This is a genomic window from Agromyces solani, from assembly GCF_058349925.1.
Map to the genome: position 1 here is coordinate 199,882 of NZ_JBYRER010000002.1, position 18,731 is coordinate 218,612.

Here is an 18,731-nt window from a genome sequence, read left to right on the forward strand (position 1 = left end):
CGAGCCGAGAGGAGGACGATGGGAACCGTGGACCGCAGGTGGGTGTGCCTCGCGACGCTCGGCCCGATCGGGGTCGCCGCGCTCGTCTACATCGTCGTGCAGCGCGGTTTCGTCGAGGCCGGCGCCGACCACGGCCTGGCGTGGCCCATCCTCGGAGCGGTGCCGCTCTTCGTGCTCGGCCTGTGGCTGCTCACCGTCTCGAGGTCGCGCATGGCGGTGCTCATCGCGCTCGCGGCCACGGCCATCCTCGTCGGGTCGGCGTACGAGACGTTCGTGCAGCGCAACATCCAGATCATCGTGGAGCCGTGGTTCCCGCTCTTCAACATGATCGGCCTCACGGCCGACGCCGCGGCGACATCCGCGTTCCTCATCGTCTTCGCGACCTTCCCCGACGGCGTGCCCGAGCGGCGGTGGCAGCGCATCATGGTCGCGTTCCTCTGGACGCCGATGCTCGTCGGGCCGCTCACCCTGATCACTTCGCCGCACCTCGTCATGTCGCCCTACATCGGCGTCTCGGGCGACGGCATCCCGAACCCGTACGCCGTGCCGTGGCTCGAGTGGGCGGCGCCGTTCGCCTACGCCGTGTTCCTGCAGTCGTGGCCGGCGGTCGCGCTGGCCCTCGTGGTGCTCGGCTCCCGGGCGCTGTTCGGGGCGCCCGAGGTGCGTGCTCGCACGAGGGTGATGGCGATCACCATCGCCGCGTCGGTGGCGGCGTTCATCGTGTGGCCGGTGATGCCGTGGCCGGGCGTGGGCGAGGTGATCGTGTACGCGACGCTCATCGCGATCCCGATCGTCGCCGTGCACGGCATCTTCCGCTACGGCGCCTTCGACGTCGCCCCGGGCGATCGCGGCCGGGCTGTGGCGCGCTCATCGAACCTGCTCATCACCGTGTTCTACGGCATCGCGGTCGCGACCCCGGCGATTCTGTTGTCCGGCCGGCTGCGCGTCGTGCCCGCGGTGCTCGTCACCGCGCTCGTCGCGATCGCGCTGCTGCCGGTGCGCACGTGGATGCAGCGCTGGATCCACCGCCGCCTCTTCGGCGACCGCGAGCGGCAGCTCGAGCTGCTCAGCGAACTGGGCGTGAGCCTCGAGGAGGCGGGCGAGCCGCGCGAACTGCTCAACCGACTCGCCGAGGCGGTGCGCGACGGCTTGGACGCCTCGTGGGTGCGCATCCGGCTCGCAGCGGCCGACGGCGAGCTCGCGGCCGAACCGCTCGGCGTCGCCGGCGAGGACGGGGGAGCCGCCTCGCCGGCGCTCGCCGCCGAACTCCTGCGCGGCGACGAGACGCTCGGCAGCATCGAGGTCGGGCCGCGGCACCACGGCGACTACAACGACGCCGAGCGGGCACTGCTGCGCACCGTCGCGGGCCAGGCCGCGGCGGCTGTGGCGAACGTGCGGCTCACCGCGCAGCTCGCGGCGCAGCTCGACGAGCTGACGGCGTCGCGGGCGCGCCTCGTCGCCGCGCAGGACGACGAGCGCCGACGCCTCGAACGCGACCTGCACGACGGCATCCAGCAGAACGTGGTGGCGCAGATCGCGGGCCTCCGTCTCGCGCGCAACCGGCTCGAGCGGGGCGAGCTCCGCCCCGCCGAGCTCACCGAGCTGCAGGACCAGGCCCGCGAGACGCTCACCGACCTGCGGGAACTCGCCCAAGGCATCCACCCGCCGGTGCTGAGCGACAACGGGCTCGTCGCCGCCGTCGAGTCGGGCGTCGCGCGGTACCCGATCCCGCTCTCGGTCGAGGCCGACGCCGCCGTGCGCAGCGAGCGGTACGCCGACGACCTGGAGACCACCGCCTACTACGTCGTGCGCGAGGCGCTCGCGAACACCGCCAAGCACGCCGACGCCCGGCATGCGACCGTCGCGCTCGCGCGGTCGAACGGACACCTGCGGATCGAGATCAGCGACGACGGGCGGGGCATCGGGCCGTCGGCCGAGCCCGCTGCGGCGTCGCACGGCGGACTCGCGAACATCCGCGATCGGGTGGCCGCGCTGCGCGGCACGATGCGGGTCTCGTCGCGCGAGCCGGCGGGCACGACCGTGCTCGTCGACCTGCCGATCGACGGGATGCCGGCCGGGGAGCCGCGGGCGGCCGGGGGAGGCCGCGGATGACCGAGCCCGGTGTGCTGCGCGTCGTGATCGCGGAGGACAACTACCTCGTGCGGGAGGGCGTGCGGCGCCTGCTCGAGGACTCGGGCGAGGTCGAGGTGGTCGCCTCGGTCGGCACCGGCACCGAGCTGCTCGACGCCGTGCGCCGGTTCGCGCCGGACGCCGTGCTGACCGACATCCGCATGCCGCCGGGCCACCACATGGAGGGCATCGAGGCGGCGCACGCCATCCGGGCCTCGTCGGCGGAGACCGGGGTCGTCGTGCTCTCGCAGCATGCCGACGAGAGCTATGCGCTCGCCCTGTTCGCCGACGGTTCGGCCGGACTCGGCTACCTGCTGAAGGACCGCATCGGCGATCTCGAGGACCTCGTGCACGCCCTGCGGGAGGTGTGCGCGGGCGGTTCGGTGATCGATCCGCAGATCGTCGACACCCTCGTGCGTCGTCGCAGCGCCGCCGGGTCGTCGAGCCCGCTCGCGCGGCTCTCCGCCCGTGAGCTCGACGTGCTCCGCGAGATGGCGGCCGGGAAGACGAACGCCGGCATCGAGCAGTCGCTCTACCTGTCGACCTCGACGGTCGAGAAGCATGTGAACGCCATCTTCACGAAGCTGCGGCTGCCCGAGTCGGGCGTGCACCGGCGGGTGGCGGCGGTGCTCGCGTTCCTGAAGAACGACGACGGCGCGCTCGGCGACGATCGGAGTGCCACCCGTCCGTGACATCGGGCGGCGTGCGGGGCAGGCTGGGCGCATGGGCAACGTGACGATCTCCTTCGAAATGACGCTCGACGGGGCGTTCGACCAGATGGAGTACTGGTTCGACGAGAACGATCCCGGGCTCCAGCGGGCGAGCGATGAACTCGTGTTCGGTGCCGACGCCGTGCTGCTGGGCCGCAAGAGCTACGAGTTCTTCCGCGAGTACTGGCCGGCGCAGTCCGATGAACGCGGCTTCGCGGCGCACTACAACGCGCTGCCGAAGTTCGTCGCCTCGACGACGCTCACCGGTCCGCTCGACTGGAACTGCACCCTCATCGAGGGCGACCTGGTCGAGTACGTGCGCGGGCTCCTCGGCCGGTACGACTCGATCATCTCGCACGGGTACGGCGGGGTCGCAGCCGCGCTCGTCGACGCCGGGCTCGTCGACGAGGTGCACGCGGGCATCCACCCGTTCATCGTCGGCAAAGCCGAAGACCGGTTGCGCTCGCCGCGCCCCGTCGGACTGCGCCTGCTCTCGACGCAGGTGTACGAGTCGGGCATCATCGCCGCGAAGTACGCCCCGCTCGACTGACCGGGCGGCGCGCGCCGAGCGGCAGAATGGGCGGATGCCCCTGCACGACGACGAACTGCACATCGACGAGGCGCTCGTCGCCGCGCTGCTGCGCCGCGACCGCCCCGAGTGGGCCGACCTGCCGATCGTCGAGGCGGGCGGCGGCACCGACAACCGCATGTTCCGGCTCGGCGACGAACTGCTGGTTCGGATGCCTCGCACCACGGGAACGGCGGGGTCGCTGCGCAAGGAGCGCGAGTGGGTGCCGCGGCTCGCGCCGCGGCTGACGCTCGGCGTGCCGAAGCCCGAGTTCGCGGGTTCGCCGACCCCTGAATACCCGGCCGAGTGGGCGGTCGTGCGATGGATCGACGGGGCAGTGCCCGACGGGGAGAACGTCTCGGACTGGTCGGCCTTCGGCGCCGACCTCGCAGGGTTCGTCGGCGAACTGCACGCGATCGACCTCATGGGTGCGACCCGTGACGGTGACCTCAGCTGGTACCGCGGCGGCAGCCTGCGCGACGCCGACGGGTGGATCGGCGGCTACTTCGACGACTGCCGGCCGCTCGTCGGCGACGAGTTCGATGTCGACACCCTCGAGCGGTGGTGGTGCGAGGCCCTGGCGATGCCCGACTCGACGGCCGGGCCGGTGTGGCTGCACGGCGATCTGCGGCCCGGCAACCTGCTCGTGCGCGACGGTCGGCTGCGCGCCGTGATCGACTTCGGCGCGCTCTCGATCGGCGCCCCCGACGCCGAGCACGCACCCGTGTGGGACCTGCCGCGCGCGGCGCGCGACGCGTACTTCGCGGCCGCGCAGCTCGACGAGGCGACGTGGCTGCGGGCTCGCGCGTGGGCGATCGGCGTCGCGGTCTCGGGCATCCCGTACTACTGGGAGACGTTTCCCGAGTTCGTGGTGGAGTGCCGGGCGCGGCTGCGCGCGGTGCTCACGAGCGCCTGACTGAGGTTGTCGGAAGAGCAGTGCAAGTTCCGCCTCATCGTGAGGCGGAACTGGCAGAGCTCCGACGCGGAACCTGCTGTCCGAACCCGCGCCCGCCGCGGCATCCCGGGCAGCGCGAAGGCTCACGGGAGCGGCGAACAGCTGCAGCGAGGTGCCCTCCCGCTCGCGTGAGCGGGAGGGCACCGGGTCTGCGGCGTCGGTGGTCTCGATACGGCGCTGCGCGCCTACCCCACCGACCGACGCGTCACTTCGCCGCGTAGATGCCGAGCTCCCAGATCGAGTAGCCCCACGTGGTCTTGCGGTCGATGCCCTGCATGCGCACGTACTGCACCGGGTCGGCCTCGTCGAACGTGAAGAGGTCGAGCCCGCAGGTCGAGTCGTCGACCGTGCGGACAGTCGTCCACGTCACGCCGTCGTTCGAGGTCTGCAGCGCGTACGCATTCGCGCAGGCCGCCTCCCAGTTGACGGTGATGCCGCGCACGACCGTGGGCTCGGCGAGCTTCACCTGCACCCACGAGTCGTCGCTGTAGCCCGAGGCCCAGCGCGTCGACGGCTTGTCGTCGTTGACGTTCGCGGCTGCGAACTGCGGCACCTCGACGCTCGATGCGGTCGCCGTGCCCTTCGGCGCGACGTTCACGACGTCACCGGCCTCCCACATCGCGAGGGTGAAGCCCATGCGGCCGTGGAACACGTCGAGGACGCCGTCGGCGATGCGCACCTTGGCCTTGCCCCACGTGTTGTCGGCCGGGTCGACGACGACCGCTGCGGCCTGCGCGGCCGTCGACTTCGCCGAAGCGGCGAGCTCGGCCGACGCCGTCTCGTCGCCGTCGATGCGCGCCTGAACGGCGTCGAGCAGCTGCACCGTCGCGTCGCCCCACAGCGTCGTCGCGTCGAGCCACGGGCTCGCGTCCGACAGGAACGCCGGATCGGTCGGCCCGCTGCGGATCGCGTCGGGCGCGTCGGCGATCGCGACCGCGTACTCGCGCAGGTCGGCGACGGCACCGGCCCTGTCGCCCTCCTCCCAGCTCTCCCAGAACGCCGCGATGCGGGCGTTGAGCTCGGGCGACTGCGGCTGCCACGGCGCCCCGAAGCTCGGGGCGAGGTGGTTGAGGTCGGCGAAGACGCGCAGCGCAGCGGCCGTCGAGGCATCCCCGTTCGCGATGAACCGCAGCGCCTGCGACCAGTTGTGCCCCGCGTCGTACGCCTCGTCGTTCCAGGTGAAGTCGGCGACGCCGAAGATCGCGATCTTGCTCGCCGCCGCCTGGTTCATCGGGTTCGAGACGATGCCCGACAGGTACTCGCCGAGGCCCGCCTCGCGCTTGTCGTACGGCGCGAGCAGCAGGCGGCCCGAGGTCTGGCCGTAGTCGTTGACCGGGTAGTTGTCCCAGAGGAAGGTCGGCCCGCCGAACACGGTCGCGGCCTTCTGCGCCTGGGCGACCGTGACCTCCTGCGGCACGACGCCCTCGCCGGTCCACATCACGACGACGTCCTCGTCCATGCCGCGCAGCGCCGTCTTGTAGCCCGAGTCGGTCGTGTTGTAGTACTCGGTCGGCACCATCTGCAGGGGGTGCGCGCCCTCGTGGGTCTCGATGAACTCCTTCTGCACCCGATCGAGGAACCAGGCCTGCGCCACGCCCGCCGTGCGGCCGCTCGGCGCGCCGAACTTCGCGCGGTCGCCGTCGCAGTGCCAGCGGCCGTAGTCGATGTCGTCGAGCGGGATGTTGAAGGCCCGCACGCCGAGGTCGTACATCTGCTGCAGCTTGCCCGTGAGCGCCTGGTAGTCGGCCTCGCTCGAGTAGCAGACGGTGTTGCCGGGGGAGAGGGCGAACGTGAACCGCACGTGGTTGCCGGTCGCCGTCTGCACGAGGTCGCCGAGCTCGTCGAGCTTGTCGGCGGGGTACGGGTCGCGCCACTTGTCGCGGTGGTACGGGTCGTCCTTCGGGGCGTAGATGTACGTGTTCGCCTTGACGTCGCCGTAGAACTCGAGCTGGTCGAGGCGCTCCTCATGGGTCCACGGGTTGCCGTAGAAGCCCTCGATCGTGCCGCGCAGCGGCATCGACGGGAAGTCGCTCACCGAGGCGCCGGCGATGCGGTAGCCGCCGTCGTCCTTCGGCACGAACAACTGCTCGAGCGTCTTGACGGCGTAGAACTGGCCCGCCGCGTCGACGCCGCCGAGGGCGACGGTGCCGAGCGGCCCGCTCGTGGCGTCGGCGCGGAGCGCGTAGCCCTCGGCGTGGTCGGGCACCTCGGTGTCACCGAGCGCCATCTGGATGTCTCCGCGCGATGCCGCACCGAGCTCGATCGTGAGAGGGGCGGTGCCCGAGCGCGTCGCGCGCTCGTCGATGCGGTCGACGCCGTGGGCGGTCAGGGTGTCGCGCAGCGCCGCGAGCGCCGCCGCGTCGGTGCCGGCGTCGACGACGACCTCGACGCGATCGGGCACGTTCAGGTCGGCGCCCGTGCGGTCGATCTCCTGGGGCGTCGGGCTCACCGCCGGCAGTTCGCCGGCCGATGGGGCCGCGGCGGCCGGGAGCGGCACGAGCACCCCGGCCAGGGCGACGGCGCAGACTCCCGCCGTGGCCAACGTCTTGCGAATCGATTGCATCATTGCCTCCAATTTCTCGACGACGGTGTCAAGACCCGGATGCCGCGGCGCATGCCGCCGGCCGTCGGCGCGCAGCACGACGGGAGCCGCGGTAGGGAGCGCGCAGACGGAGCCCGAGTCCCGCGGCCAATCCCCGACCGCGGGACTCGCGCGGCGGGAAGGGAATCCCGCGCATCAGGCCCACTTTGTTGACTTAGTAAACTAAGTTGGTTCGAACCTAGGCGATTCGCTGCGGAGGCGTCAAGGGGCAAGATGAACTCGTGCCCGGCCGCGCCGCCCGCGATCGCCCCGCCGGGTGCCGCACGCGACATCCGTTCGCCCGACCGAGGAGACCATGACCGTGAGCATCGCCGAACCGCCGCGCAAGTCCGACCTCCTGCGTCGATTCGCGAGCACGGGCGGGCTCGACGCGCAGACCGTGATCCGCCGCGAGAACCTGCTGCGGGCGCTCAGCCTGATCGCCCGCGAGCCCGCGCCGGTGACGCGCGCCGTCATCGCCCGCCGCACGGGCCTCACCTCGGCGACGGCGTCGTCGCTCGTCTCCGAGCTCATCGAGTTCGGCCTCGTCACCGAGACCGGCCCGGCCGAGAGCACGGGCGGCAAGCGCGCGACCCGACTCGAGGTCGACACGACGACGCACCTCGTTGCCGTCGCGGTCGTGCGCACCCGTGCGATCGACGCCGCGCTCGTCGACCTCGCCGGTCGCACCGTCGCGAGCAGCCGCGTCGAACTGACCGGCGAGATCGAGGTCTCGGCGGTCGTCGACGCGGTGCGGTCGCTCGCGCTCGCCCACGACGCCGCGTCGCGGGTGCTCGCCGCGTGCGTCCAGGTGCCCGGCGTCACGGCGGGCGGCGTGGTCGTCGACAGCGTGCAGCTCGGCTGGTCGGGCGTGCCGATCGCCGGCATCCTCGAGGAGGCGATCGGCGTGCCGACCTCGGTCGTCAACGATGTCGACGCCGAGGCGCTCACCGAGGCGGCCGACGCCGGCGACGGTGCGATCCGTCTCGTCGTGCACCTCGGCGAGGGCGTCGGCGCTGCCGTCACGAACGGCGGCACGCTCATGGCCGGCGCGACCGGCCGAGCGGGCGAGATCGGTCACGTGCGGGTCGTCTTCGAGGGCGCGCGCGCGACGTGCCGCTGCGGCCTGTCGGGATGCCTCGAGTCGGCGGCCTCGATGAGCGCGATGCTCGGCGACGCCTACACCGACGAGCTCGACGACCACGACACCAGCCTGCTCGCCTCGACCGCGGAGTCGCGCGAGCGCATGGCGTTCGGCGCCCGCGCGCTCTCGCGCGCCCTGCGCATCATGTCGGCGCTGCTCGACCCGCAGGAGGTCGTCATCGCCGGTGCCGCCCCCGCCCTCGGCCCGCACTTCCTCGGCACGGTGCGCGACGAGTTCGAGATGTACCCGGCGAAGGGCACCGCGGCCGTGCCGATCCGCTACGGCCGCCCCGAGCTCGGCCGGTACCTCGGCCCGGCGCGCTCGGCGCTCGCGCCCATCCTCGGCGACGCGCTGCCGCTCACCGAGCGGGCGCCCGCCCCGGTCGTCGACCTCGCGCCGGTGGAGTAGCGCGCTCGAGGTGCGCCGGGCGGCGCGCTCGGGTCCGCCCGGGCTCCGCTCGGGTCCGCTCGGGCGCTAGAACAGGACTATCCGACACGCACCTCCGTATACGGGAGTGTCTGCCGGATAGTCCTGTTCAAGCGCCGACCCGTCTCGCGTCGACGTGCGCCCAGCCCTACTGCAGGTGCCCGAGCTTCTGCGGGTTGCCGACGCCGTGGATGGCCGTGATCCGATCGCCGTCGAACTCGAGCGCGAGCACCGAGACCACGCGACCGCGACGGCGCACGACGATGCCGGGGCCGGCGTTGACCTCCGCCGTCTCGAAATCGAGCCCCTTCCCGCCGACGCCCCGCAGCAGCTGGCGCGCGACCGACTCCGCCCCGACGACCACCTCGGTCGAGGCATCCGGGTAGAAGCCGTTCGAGTCGAAGTGACCGCGGGCGTCGACGGCGAGCGCCGAGATGAGGCCGTCGAGGTCGCCGTCGGCGGCGGCGCGGGCGAAGCGCTCGGAGAGCCGGCGGGCGACGTCGGCGTCGACCGAGAACCGGGCCTCCCCGTGCGCGGCGATGCGCCGGCGTGCCCGCGAGGCCGACTGCCGGGCGCTCGCCGGGCTGACCCCGAGCACGTCGGCCACCTGGTCGAAGCCGAGGTCGAACACGTCGTGCAGCAGGAACGCCGTGCGCTCGGCGGGCGTCAGCTGCTCGAGCACGACGAGCAGCGCCATCCGCACCGAGTCGTCGAGCGTCACGCGGTCTTCGGGCAGGGTGCGCGCGTCGGTGACGATGGGCTCGGGCAGCCACGGGCCGACGTACGCGCGCCGCGCGTGCTCGTGCGCCCGCAGCCGGTCGATCGAGAGTCGCGACGCGACGGTGACGAGCCATGCGCGCGGGTCGTCGAGCGGTTCGTCGCCGCGGGCGAGCAGTCGCACGTACGTCTCCTGCGTGACGTCCTCGGCGTCGGCGACGGAGCCGAGCACCCGGTAGGCGACGTCGCGCACGACGCGTCGATGCTCGTTCCAGAGGTCGGCGAACTCGGTCATGACAGTACGACGATCCACCCGCACCGAGTGTGACGGCAAGGGCCGATGTCACGTTCGCGGCCGCTCGATCGTCTCCCTTGCATGAACGAGACGAGTTCCGCCTCACGACCGAACGGCGCGGATGCCTCGGGCCGGCGCCCGCCGATGCGGCTGGTGCACGCGACCGAACCCCTGGCGCGTGCGCTCGCCGGCCGCAGGTGGATGCCGCTCTGGGCCGTGATCCGCCACCGGGGCCGCAGGAGCGGCACCGCCTACGAGACGCCGATCGCGGTCGTGCCGACCACGGACCCCGCGATCGTGATGATCGGCCTGCCGTGGGGTGCGCGAACGAACTGGGCGCGCAACGTCGTCGCCGCGGGCCGCGCCTCGCTTCGCTGGAGGGCGCGCGACGTCGATGTCATGCGCCCGCGCATCGTCGACGGCGCCGAGGCCGAGCGGCTCGCGAAGGCGCCGTTCCGGGCGGTGGTCAAGCGGTTCCCCGCCGCGATCGTGCTCGATCGGGCGACCCCGCCGCCGTCCGGGCCGGTCGAGTAGGCGCGCAGCGCCAACCCCTTCCGCCGGTCGAGTAGGCGCGCAGCGCCAACCCCTTCCGCCGGTCGAGTAGCGCCGGCGCGCAGCGACGACGCGTATCGAGACCCCGCGCAGTGTCCGCCGAACCCTGTGCCAGTTCCGCCTCATCAATGAGGCGGAACTCACATTGCTCGAACGAGAACCCGTCGCCGACCTGCCCGTCGCGCGCCCCACGACGACGCGAATCCGGAAAATTCTCGGCGAACCTGTCACACGCTCGCACCGACCGGTGTCTTCATGTCGACGGAATGATCCGGAGACCGACCCTCCGGCCGTCGAGACCCCAGGAGGACACGATGACCACGCAGACCCGCATCCCGCCGACCGAGCTCACGGGCGTCTTCGGCACGGTCGTGAAGGTCGCGGCCAAGCGCATGATCGGCCGCGTGCCCGATTCGATGGGCGTGCTCGCCCACCACCCGGCGCTCATGCGCGCGTCGATGGGCATCGGCCGCAAGATCGAGGCGCTCGACGAGCTCGACGCGAACCTCGCGAGCTACGCGGTGATGGCGACCGCGGCCTACATCGGCTGCAGCTGGTGCCTCGACTTCAACTACTACAAGTCGCACAACGAGGGCCTCGACGAGGTGAAGGCCCGTCAGGTGCCGGTCTGGCGCGAGGCATCCGTCTTCACGCCCCTCGAGCGCGACGTCATGGAGTACGCCGAGGCGATGAGCCAGACCCCGCCCGCCGTGACCGACGAACTCTCGAAGGCCCTGCTCGACGCGCTCGGGCCGGCCGCGCTCATCGAGCTCACGGCCAAGGTCGCCTTCATGAACATGAGCTCGCGCATGAACGTCGCGCTCGGCATCCACTCCGAGGGCTACGCCGATGCGTGCGAGCTGCCGCCGCTCGCGACGAAGACGACCGTGGATGCCGCGGCCGAGGTCGTAGGCTCGGCATCATGACCGACGACCCGTTCGTCACCCACCGCAGCCTGCTCTTCACCGTCGCCTACGAGATGCTCGGGTCGGCGGCCGACGCGGAGGACGTGCTCCAGGAGGCCTGGCTGCGGTGGAGCGACGTCGACCGCAGCCAGGTGCGCGACGAGCGCGCGTATCTCGTGCGCATCGTCACGCGGCAGGCGCTGAACCAGCTGCGCACGTTGGCGCGCCGGCGCGAGTCGTACGTGGGCGAGTGGCTGCCCGAGCCGCTGCTCACGAGCCCCGACGTGGCCGACGACGTCGAGCTCGCCGAGAGCGTGTCGATCGCGATGCTGACGGTGCTCGAGACGCTCGGACCGACCGAGCGCGCCGTGTTCGTGCTGCGCGAGGTGTTCGACGTGTCGTACGACGAGATCGCCGACGCGGTCGGCAAGACGCCCGCCGCGGTGCGCCAGATCTCGCACCGGGCGAAGGAGCACGTCGCCGCCCGGCGGCCCCGGGTCGCGGTCGACCGGGCCGAGCAGGAGGCGGTCGTCGCCCGGTTCGTCGCGGCGATCAACTCGGGCGACCTGCAGGGCCTCATGGACGTGCTCGCGCCCGACGTGGTGTCGGTCGCCGACGGCGGCGGATTCGTGCGCGGCGCCGCTCCGCGGCCGATCGTGGGCGCCGACAAGATCGCCCGCTACCTGCTCGGCGGACTCGCGAAGCTCGGCCTGCCCTTCGAGGCGCGGCCGACGTGGGTCAACGGGCATCCGGCGATCCGCGGCGAGATCGACGGCGCGCTCGCGGGTTCGATCAGCTTCGAGATCGAGGACGGCCGCATCACGCGCATCTTCTCGATCGCGAACCCCTACAAGCTCGGCCACCTCGACGAGGAGGCCGAACTGTCGCGGTGACCCGGCCGGTCGCGTAGCGCGAAGCGCATATCGAGACCACGGTGGCCTCGGTCGGTCGAGTAGCGCGAAGCGCGTATCGAGACCACCCGATCTGCGCGATCATTGAGGGGAAGCATCCATTCGCCACCGGAAGGAGGCGAACCCCCATGTCCTTCGACACGCCGAACGGCACCCGAGGTGCACGCAGCCCCGCCGGCACCCGGCTCGAGCGGTGGGCGAACCTGCGCTTCGCCGAGCGCATCCGCCGCAAGGGCGACCGGCGCGGCACGAAGCTCGCGCTCGTCACGATCGGTCGGAAGACGGGCCGTGAGCGGGTGACGCCCGTGCGCTGGTTCCCCGCGACCGGCGGCGAGCGGTACATCGTGGCGTCGGCGAACGGCGCGGCGAAGAACCCCGCCTGGTACTACAACATCGCGGCGCATCCCGACCGGGTGCGCATCGAGTTCGCCGGCAAGCGCATCGACGTCACCGCCGAGCAGCTGCACGGCGCGGAGCGCGCCGCGGCATGGGGCCAGATCACGGCGACGGCGCGTGGCTTCTCGAGGTACGAGCGCATCACCGACCGCGAGATCCCGGTGATCAAGCTGACGCCGCGCCGCACCGCGCGCACGGATGGCGGCGTCTGACGCGCACGGCTCCCTACGATGGGCGTCGTGGACTTCTCCTTCGCCCTCACGCCCGATCTGGTCGCCGTCTTCCTCACGCTGTTCGTGCTCGAGGTGGTGCTCGGCGTCGACAACGTCATCTTCATCTCGATCCTCGCGTCGAAGCTGCCGAAGGAGCAGCAGGCGAAGGCCCGCAACCTCGGCCTGACGCTCGCGATGGTGATCCGCGTCATCCTCGTGTTCTTCGCCGGCTGGATCATCACGCTCAAAGAGGACGTCGTCGTCTGGTTCGGCATGGGCTTCTCGATCAAGGACTTCATCCTGATCGCGGGTGGTCTCTTCCTCGTCTACAAGGCGGTCACCGAGATCCACCACAAGCTCGAGGGCGCCGAGGAGGAGCACGGTGCGGCGCCGCGTCGCATCACGTTCGGGTCGGTGCTCGCCCAGATCCTCGCGCTCGACATCGTGTTCTCGCTCGACTCGGTGATCACGGCGGTCGGAATGACCGAGAACCTCCTCGTCATCGTCACGGTCGTGGTGCTGTCGTTCGGCATCATGCTGTTCGCGGCGCGCTTCATCTTCACGTTCGTGAACCGCCACCCCACGGTGAAGATGCTCGCCCTGTCGTTCCTGCTGCTGATCGGCGTGTTCCTCATCGCCGAGGGCTTCGGCGTGCACATCGACAAGGCGCTCATCTACGCGCCGATGGCGTTCGCGATCCTCGTCGAGGCGCTCAACCTGCTCGCGGCGTCGCGCAAGGCGAAGCGCGAGCAGCGTCGTCGCCAGCCGGTGCAGCTGCGCCCGCAGTACCCCGACGTCGACGAGTCGGTCGCGGTCGCCGCGGCGCTGTCGAAGGGCGAGCCCGGTGCGGGGTCGGTCGGCCTGTCGGGCCGTCCGGTCGAGGGCGAGCGGGATGCCTCGGAGGAGCGCGCCGGGCTCGGTTGAGCGGCCTCGGGCGCCCCTGCGGGGCGCGTCGGCCCATCCCGCCTCACCATAGTGCAATCTTTCAGTTGCACTATCTCTCGAAATAGTGCAACCATTGAGTTGCATAATTCGACGAGGTTGGGAGAACGTCATGCTGCTCGAGAACAAGGTGGCCGTGATCCACGGCGGTGGCGGGTCGATCGGGGGAGCTGCCGCGCGGGTGTTCGCCCGCGAGGGCGCCCGGCTTCATCTCACCGGCCGGAGCCTGCCGCGGCTCGAGGCCGCCGCATCCGCGGCCCGGGCGGAGGGGGCGGAGGTCGCGATCGCCGTCGTCGACGCGATGGATCAGGCCGCCGTCGACCGCCACGTCGACGAGGTGGCCGCGGCCGAAGGCCGCATCGACGTCGCGCTCAACGCGGTCGGCTTCGACCACGTGCAGGGGCTGCCGATCGCCGAGACGTCGCTCGACGACTACCTGCACCCGGTGGTCGGCTACCTGCAGACGAACTTCGTGACCGCGAAGGCGGTCTCACGGCACATGATCGCGCAGCGCAGTGGCGTCATCCTGACGATCTCGACGCCGGGAGCACGGCTCACCGGTCGCGGCCTCATCGGCAACACGGCCCAGTCCGCCGGGCTCGAGGGCTTCTCGCGGGCGCTCGCCGGCGAGCTCGGCCCCGAGGGGGTGCGCGTCGTCTGCGTACGCCCGCACGCCATGTCGGATGCGCTCGAGACCTCGTACACGGCCGACATGTTCGGACGCATCGCGGCGGCCGGAGGCATCCCCATGGACGACTGGGTCGCCGGCCTCGCGCGCACGACCCTGCTCGGCCGCCTGCCGGTGCTCGACGAGCTCGCCGAGTACCTCGCGTTCGTCGCCTCCGACCGCGCCGCGTCGATGACGGGTGCGATCGCGAACCTCTCGGCGGGAGCGCTCGTCGACTAGGAGCGGAGCGGGCAAGCGGGCGCGGGGGCGAGTGGCCGCTCGGGCGGTGCGGGCTCCCGGCCGGCGACTCCACTCGATTCCGCTGAGAGCGAGCGCCGGCCGACGCCTGCCGGGAGGCGAGCAGAATTGCCGCATGGTCGAGATCTCCGACGACGACTTCGAGCAGATGGTCTCCGAGGTGTACGACGCGCTGCCCGACGACATGGTGCGCGGGCTCGAGAACGTCGCGGTCCTCATCGCGAACCAACCACCGGGGGAGTGGCCGCGGCTCTACGGCCTGTACAGCGGGCGCCCGCTGAAGACGCGCGGCGTCTACGGCTACGGCGAGCTGCCCGACCGCATCACGCTCTTCAAGAACAACATGCAGGCGCGCAGCGACGACCTCGACGCGCTCCGCACCAGGGTGCGCATCACGCTCGTGCACGAGATCGGCCACTACTTCGGGCTCGACGACGCCCGGCTCCGCGAGCTCGGCTGGGCGTAGCATCTCGCCGCGCGGAGCGGGCGAGGCGGTGAACGATCAGGATGTCGCGGCGGTGTCCTTCGCGGCATGGCGTGCATCGATCTCGGGCTCGAGCAGGTGCCGCTTCGCCGCCTGCAGCGTATGCGAGTAGCCGACGAGTTCATGGCCGACGACCTCGATGAGGCACGAGAGCGACACGAGCCCGATCACGGTGACGAGGGCGGTGAGGTCGCCGCCCGGCTCGAGGTCGATCGGCGCGCCAGCGTCGACGGCGGCGGCGATGACGACCGCGGCGACGAGCGGCACGAGGTTGCCGATGAACAGCGGCACGTGCGTGAAGTCCATCGAGTGCATGAGCACGCTCCAGATGAGGAACACCAGCACGACCACGCACGCGACCGGCACCGCGAGCGCGAGCGTGATCTGCAGCAGGCTGAGCTCCTGATGCTCGACGCCGAGCGCGGCGACGTGGAGCCCCGCGCCGACGGCGGCGATCGCGCCGAACAGGGGCAGGTGCACGTACCGCCAGCCCCACGTGCGTTCGGGCCAGCGCTCGAGGATCGTGCGCGAGGGGATCAGGTAGTACGCCCACCAGAGCCCGGCGGCGATGACGAGCCCCGCGGCGACGATCGCGACCGCCGCGACCGACCATCCCTGCTCGGCGACCAGGGCGCCGACCGCTGCGACCGTGCCGGCGATGACCTCGCCGATCGTGATGAGCGTGAGCAGGCCGAATCGTTCGGCGATGTGGCCGGCGTTCCAGGGGGCCCGACCGTAGCGGCGCTCGATGACGAAGGGCGCGATGAGCTCGGCGGTCGCGATGACGGCGATCGCGACGATCGTCGCACCGGTCGGGATGCCGGGGATGGTCGTGAGCAGCCAGCCGACCTGCGCGACCGCGATCACGACCGCGTAGGCGATCGACGTGCGGCGATGCGCCGGATCCTCGCGCGCCGCCCGCAGCCAGAGGGCGATGAGCGGCACGCGCATGACGATGTAGCCGGCAACGAGCAGCATGTTGTTGGGGCTCGCCCCGTGCGCGGCATCCTCGAAGCTGACGGGCAGCCCGAAGATGAAGATGACGACCCCGACCATCTGCGCGACGACGGCCGCGCGCACGAGTGCGTCGTCGTTGTCGTAGGCCGACGAGAACCACGTGAAGTTGAGCCACGCCCACGACACCCCGAACACGGCGAAGAGGTAGGCGCCGATGCCGGGCCCGACCTCGCCGACGAAGAGCGCGTGCGCGAGCTCGTCGGCCGCGGCGGCGAAGGCGATCACGTACGTGAGGTCGTAGAGCAGCTCGAGCGGGGTGACGGCGCGATGCGGTTCGTCGGGGTTACGGCCCGTCATGGGTCGCAGGCGATGCCTGAGGTCGAGCCTGAGCTGCGCGGTGAGGGTCGGCGTCGTCATGGGGACATGATGCGCCGGTGCACGCCCCGCGTCGAGAGCGAACAGGGCCTCGCGGTCAGCCGGCGGGTTCGAAGAACAGCGCCTGCAGGTCGTCGGGCCAGTCGGCGCCTCGCCGCGTGCTCGCGTCGACGTACGCCACGATCATGAGGCAGGTCGCGGCCGTCGCGCCCGAGGCATCCGTCATCGTGCACTCGATGATCGCGTCGTGCCCGCGGAACTCGCGCACGAACGAGGTGATCGAGACCGACTGGTCGCCGTCGACCGGGCGGAGGAAGTCGATCTCCAGGCGTCGCACCCAGGTCATGAAGCCCAGCGTGCCGAGCGTCGGGAGGTCCCAGCCGGCGTATCTGGCGAGCCCCTCCATGCGGTGGTCGGTGAAGTACCTCGCGTAGTTGCCCGTGCTGAGGTGCTGGAACGGGTCGAGCTCGGAGAACGCGACCCGGTGCGTGGTCTCGTAGACGATCGGCGCCCTCGCCATGGCGGCCCCCTCCGCGTCGAAGTCCTACGGGGTGAATTCGACGTCGACGACGCCGAGCGTGAAGGGGATCGTGAACGTCCCGTCGAGGCCCGGAGGCTCCATGGGGATCGCGGAGAATGACACCATGGTTAGCACCGCCCACGCGAGCGTGGCCGCGATGATGACGACGACCGTGCGGTCGATGAGGCGCAGGGCGGATGCCTCGGACCGACCCGGCCGCAGCACGAGGCTGATCGCGACGACGACCGCCAGCCCGATCGCGATGAACACGATCGGGCTCGGACTCAGCGTGAGGTTCACGCACGCCGGCTGGGCGGCCGTCGCGGTCACTGGGTCGAAGCAGGCGCCCTTGTTCGCGTTGCCGACGAGGCTGTACGCGAGCGCCGTGCCCATCGCCGAGAGGAGCATGCCCCGGATGCGGCGGATGATCGTCGCGCCCGGCACGGTCGAGAGCGTGCCGGTGGGCGGTCGGTCGAGCGTCTCGGACATCCGGTCTCTCCCTCGAATCGGGTTACCGGCATCGTGGCAGGTGGATGCGCCCCTCCGCTACCTCATTCCGTGCTCGGCGCCTGCCCGATGCCCAACCACCCGTCGGGTCCGTCGCCTCGCTGCGTCGTGCTGCCGCCGCCCGAGGCGTCCTTCATCGCCGCCAGCTGGCGGTCGATCTCGGCCTGCGCCGACATCGTCGCGAGCTGACGCTCGATGTCGGCGTCGGGCGACGCGGTCAGGTCCTTGAGGGCGCCGCTCGCGAGCAGCTCGTCGGTCGCGGCGGCGCGGGCCTGCATCTGCGCGACCCGGTCGCGCGCGCGGTCGAGGCTCGCGCCGACGTCGGTGATGCTCGACCCGATGCCCGCGACGGCCTCGTTCGCCTTCACCTGCGCCTCGGAGGCGGTGTAGGTCGCCTTGATCGTCTCCTTCTCGATGCGGAACGCGGCGACCTGCTCGGAGAGCTGGCGCTCGCGCTGCTGCAACTGCGCCGTCTGCTGCTGCATCGAGGCGTACTGGTCCTGCAGCTTCGCGACCTGCGTCTCGAGCAGGGCGCGGCGCTCGAGGGCGGCACGGGCGAGGTCTTCGCGACCCTGCGCCATCGCCTCGCGGGCCTGTTCGCCGAGACGCTGGTAGCGGGTGCCCATCTCCTGCCCCTGCAGGTCGATGCGCTTCTTCGCGGTCGCGACGTCGGCGACCGCCTGCCGAACCTGCTGGAGCAGTTTCACCTGCTGCTCGTAACTGTCATCGAGCGTTTCGCGCGGATCCTCGATCTTGTCGAGGGCCTTCTTCGTCTTGCTGCGGAAGATGGTTCGGACGCGCGAGGTGTTGTCGCTCATGGTCGGGTCTCCTTCAGGTCGAACGTCGGTCGTGGTCGGCGAACGGGGCTGTGGGCTCGAGTCGGCGGCCGGGTCGGCGCGCTGTGCTCCTCGCGGCGGTTGAGCCGTTGCAGCTCCTCGACGCCGGCGGCGAGGGCGGCGACCTCGCGCTCCACGTCGGAGTGCAGCGCGGTGAGCGTGTCGTCGGTCGAGCCCGCGAGCCCCGACGCGACCGCCGATCGCAGTCGGCGCACGAGCCCCGCGACCTGTTCGACGCGGCGGCCGGCCGACGGCAGCTCGTCGGCGAGGACGGCCTGGTCGGTCTCGCTCTCGAGCAGGCGCAGCTGCAGGTCGAGCGACTCGCCCTCCGTCTTGATTCGTCGGAAGAGTCGCGGCAGCTCGCCGTGCGCGGCGCCGCTCCCGGCGGCGAGGTCGATCGCGGCCTGCCCGCTGTCGAGGGTCTCGCCGAGCCGCACCCGCAGCGCGAGCACCTTTCGGCGAGGGCCGCGGCTGAAGCCGGCGCGGGCGCGCAGGGCGGTGTCGGCGACCGCTCGACTGCGGCGGATGCGCCGGTAGACCGCGCGCACGATGAGCACGACCGTCGTGATCGAGACGATGACCATGATCAGGAACGCGACGAAAATGCCGAGCAGGACTTCCACGGCTCACACCCCCTCCGACGCGGCATCTCCGCCGCATCGCAAACGCGATATAACGCAATC

Annotated in this window: 19 protein-coding genes; 12 read left to right on the forward strand and 7 right to left on the reverse strand. The window is 71.5% G+C overall.

Translation table 11 applies throughout. The features are described from left to right. Nucleotides 1-18: 18 nt before the first annotated feature. From AC3RJ7_RS08685 to AC3RJ7_RS08700, 4 genes are read left to right on the forward strand one after another with little or no spacing between them, the layout of a single operon-like run. The gene (locus AC3RJ7_RS08685) at nucleotides 19-2,112 is read left to right on the forward strand and encodes a sensor histidine kinase (RefSeq protein WP_491455435.1); all 2,094 of its coding nucleotides are present in this window, start codon (nucleotides 19-21) and stop codon (nucleotides 2,110-2,112) included. Next, nucleotides 2,109-2,822, forward strand: coding sequence for a response regulator (locus AC3RJ7_RS08690; RefSeq protein WP_491455436.1), 714 nt, complete (start codon nucleotides 2,109-2,111; stop codon nucleotides 2,820-2,822). Before AC3RJ7_RS08685 ends, AC3RJ7_RS08690 begins: the two co-directional genes overlap by 4 nt. 31 nt (nucleotides 2,823-2,853) lie before the next feature. Beyond that, on the forward strand, nucleotides 2,854-3,390 hold the full coding sequence (locus AC3RJ7_RS08695) for a dihydrofolate reductase family protein (protein WP_491455437.1): 537 nt from the start codon (nucleotides 2,854-2,856) through the stop codon (nucleotides 3,388-3,390). Between the two features lie 34 nt (nucleotides 3,391-3,424). Next, nucleotides 3,425-4,324 (forward strand): aminoglycoside phosphotransferase family protein, encoded by a 900-nt coding sequence (locus AC3RJ7_RS08700; protein ID WP_491455438.1) that lies wholly within the window; start codon nucleotides 3,425-3,427, stop codon nucleotides 4,322-4,324. Between the two features lie 244 nt (nucleotides 4,325-4,568). On the opposite strand, the gene AC3RJ7_RS08705 is transcribed toward AC3RJ7_RS08700, so the two are convergent. After that, complete coding sequence (locus tag AC3RJ7_RS08705) at nucleotides 4,569-6,929, reverse strand: glycoside hydrolase family 84 protein (protein WP_491455439.1); 2,361 nt, start codon at nucleotides 6,927-6,929, stop codon at nucleotides 4,569-4,571. A gap of 331 nt (nucleotides 6,930-7,260) precedes the next feature. Here AC3RJ7_RS08705 and AC3RJ7_RS08710 point away from each other — a divergent pair, with 331 nt between their 5' ends. Then, entirely contained in the window at nucleotides 7,261-8,496 is a 1,236-nt protein-coding gene (locus AC3RJ7_RS08710) for an ROK family transcriptional regulator (protein ID WP_491455440.1), read from the forward strand. Nucleotides 8,497-8,662: 166 nt separating this feature from the next. Here the strand turns inward: AC3RJ7_RS08710 and AC3RJ7_RS08715 are convergent, their stop codons facing one another. Further along, entirely contained in the window at nucleotides 8,663-9,526 is an 864-nt protein-coding gene (locus AC3RJ7_RS08715; protein WP_491455441.1) for a sigma-70 family RNA polymerase sigma factor, read from the reverse strand. 81 nt (nucleotides 9,527-9,607) lie between these two features. Between AC3RJ7_RS08715 and AC3RJ7_RS08720 the strand changes: the two genes are divergently transcribed. The 7 genes from AC3RJ7_RS08720 (at nucleotide 9,608) to AC3RJ7_RS08750 (ending at nucleotide 14,835) form a co-directional block, all read left to right on the forward strand. Then, complete coding sequence (locus AC3RJ7_RS08720; RefSeq protein WP_491455442.1) at nucleotides 9,608-10,060, forward strand: nitroreductase family deazaflavin-dependent oxidoreductase; 453 nt, start codon at nucleotides 9,608-9,610, stop codon at nucleotides 10,058-10,060. A gap of 332 nt (nucleotides 10,061-10,392) precedes the next feature. Then, nucleotides 10,393-11,004 (forward strand): carboxymuconolactone decarboxylase family protein, encoded by a 612-nt coding sequence (locus AC3RJ7_RS08725; RefSeq protein ID WP_491455443.1) that lies wholly within the window; start codon nucleotides 10,393-10,395, stop codon nucleotides 11,002-11,004. Beyond that, a complete protein-coding gene (locus AC3RJ7_RS08730; RefSeq protein WP_491455444.1) occupies nucleotides 11,001-11,876 on the forward strand; it encodes an RNA polymerase sigma-70 factor in 876 nt (291 codons plus the stop codon). The genes AC3RJ7_RS08725 and AC3RJ7_RS08730 overlap by 4 nt, the downstream gene beginning before the upstream one ends. Nucleotides 11,877-12,022: 146 nt before the next feature. Next, nucleotides 12,023-12,502, forward strand: a complete 480-nt coding sequence (locus AC3RJ7_RS08735; protein WP_491455445.1) for a nitroreductase/quinone reductase family protein — start codon at nucleotides 12,023-12,025, stop codon at nucleotides 12,500-12,502. Nucleotides 12,503-12,520: 18 nt separating this feature from the next. Beyond that, nucleotides 12,521-13,426 carry a TerC family protein gene (locus AC3RJ7_RS08740; RefSeq protein WP_491455446.1) on the forward strand — a complete coding sequence of 302 codons (906 nt, stop codon included), beginning with the start codon at nucleotides 12,521-12,523 and terminating at the stop codon, nucleotides 13,424-13,426. 130 nt (nucleotides 13,427-13,556) lie between these two features. Then, entirely contained in the window at nucleotides 13,557-14,351 is a 795-nt protein-coding gene (locus AC3RJ7_RS08745; protein ID WP_491455447.1) for an SDR family NAD(P)-dependent oxidoreductase, read from the forward strand. 133 nt (nucleotides 14,352-14,484) lie between these two features. Further along, entirely contained in the window at nucleotides 14,485-14,835 is a 351-nt protein-coding gene (locus AC3RJ7_RS08750) for a metallopeptidase family protein (protein ID WP_491455448.1), read from the forward strand. Between the two features lie 36 nt (nucleotides 14,836-14,871). Here AC3RJ7_RS08750 and AC3RJ7_RS08755 read toward each other — a convergent pair whose 3' ends face one another. The 5 genes from AC3RJ7_RS08755 to AC3RJ7_RS08775 all read right to left on the reverse strand — a co-directional run bounded on the left by AC3RJ7_RS08755 (nucleotide 14,872) and on the right by AC3RJ7_RS08775 (nucleotide 18,671). Beyond that, nucleotides 14,872-16,227, reverse strand: a complete 1,356-nt coding sequence (locus tag AC3RJ7_RS08755; RefSeq protein WP_491455449.1) for a low temperature requirement protein A — start codon at nucleotides 16,225-16,227, stop codon at nucleotides 14,872-14,874. Between the two features lie 55 nt (nucleotides 16,228-16,282). Continuing rightward, nucleotides 16,283-16,705, reverse strand: a complete 423-nt coding sequence (locus AC3RJ7_RS08760; protein ID WP_491455450.1) for an acyl-CoA thioesterase — start codon at nucleotides 16,703-16,705, stop codon at nucleotides 16,283-16,285. Between the two features lie 24 nt (nucleotides 16,706-16,729). Continuing rightward, nucleotides 16,730-17,194 carry a hypothetical protein gene (locus AC3RJ7_RS08765; protein ID WP_491455451.1) on the reverse strand — a complete coding sequence of 155 codons (465 nt, stop codon included), beginning with the start codon at nucleotides 17,192-17,194 and terminating at the stop codon, nucleotides 16,730-16,732. Nucleotides 17,195-17,256: 62 nt separating this feature from the next. Beyond that, nucleotides 17,257-18,030 carry a PspA/IM30 family protein gene (locus AC3RJ7_RS08770; protein ID WP_491455452.1) on the reverse strand — a complete coding sequence of 258 codons (774 nt, stop codon included), beginning with the start codon at nucleotides 18,028-18,030 and terminating at the stop codon, nucleotides 17,257-17,259. Further along, nucleotides 18,027-18,671: a hypothetical protein gene (locus AC3RJ7_RS08775; protein ID WP_491455453.1), complete on the reverse strand. Its 645-nt coding sequence runs from the start codon at nucleotides 18,669-18,671 to the stop codon at nucleotides 18,027-18,029. The genes AC3RJ7_RS08770 and AC3RJ7_RS08775 overlap by 4 nt, the downstream gene beginning before the upstream one ends. Nucleotides 18,672-18,731 lie beyond the last annotated feature (60 nt).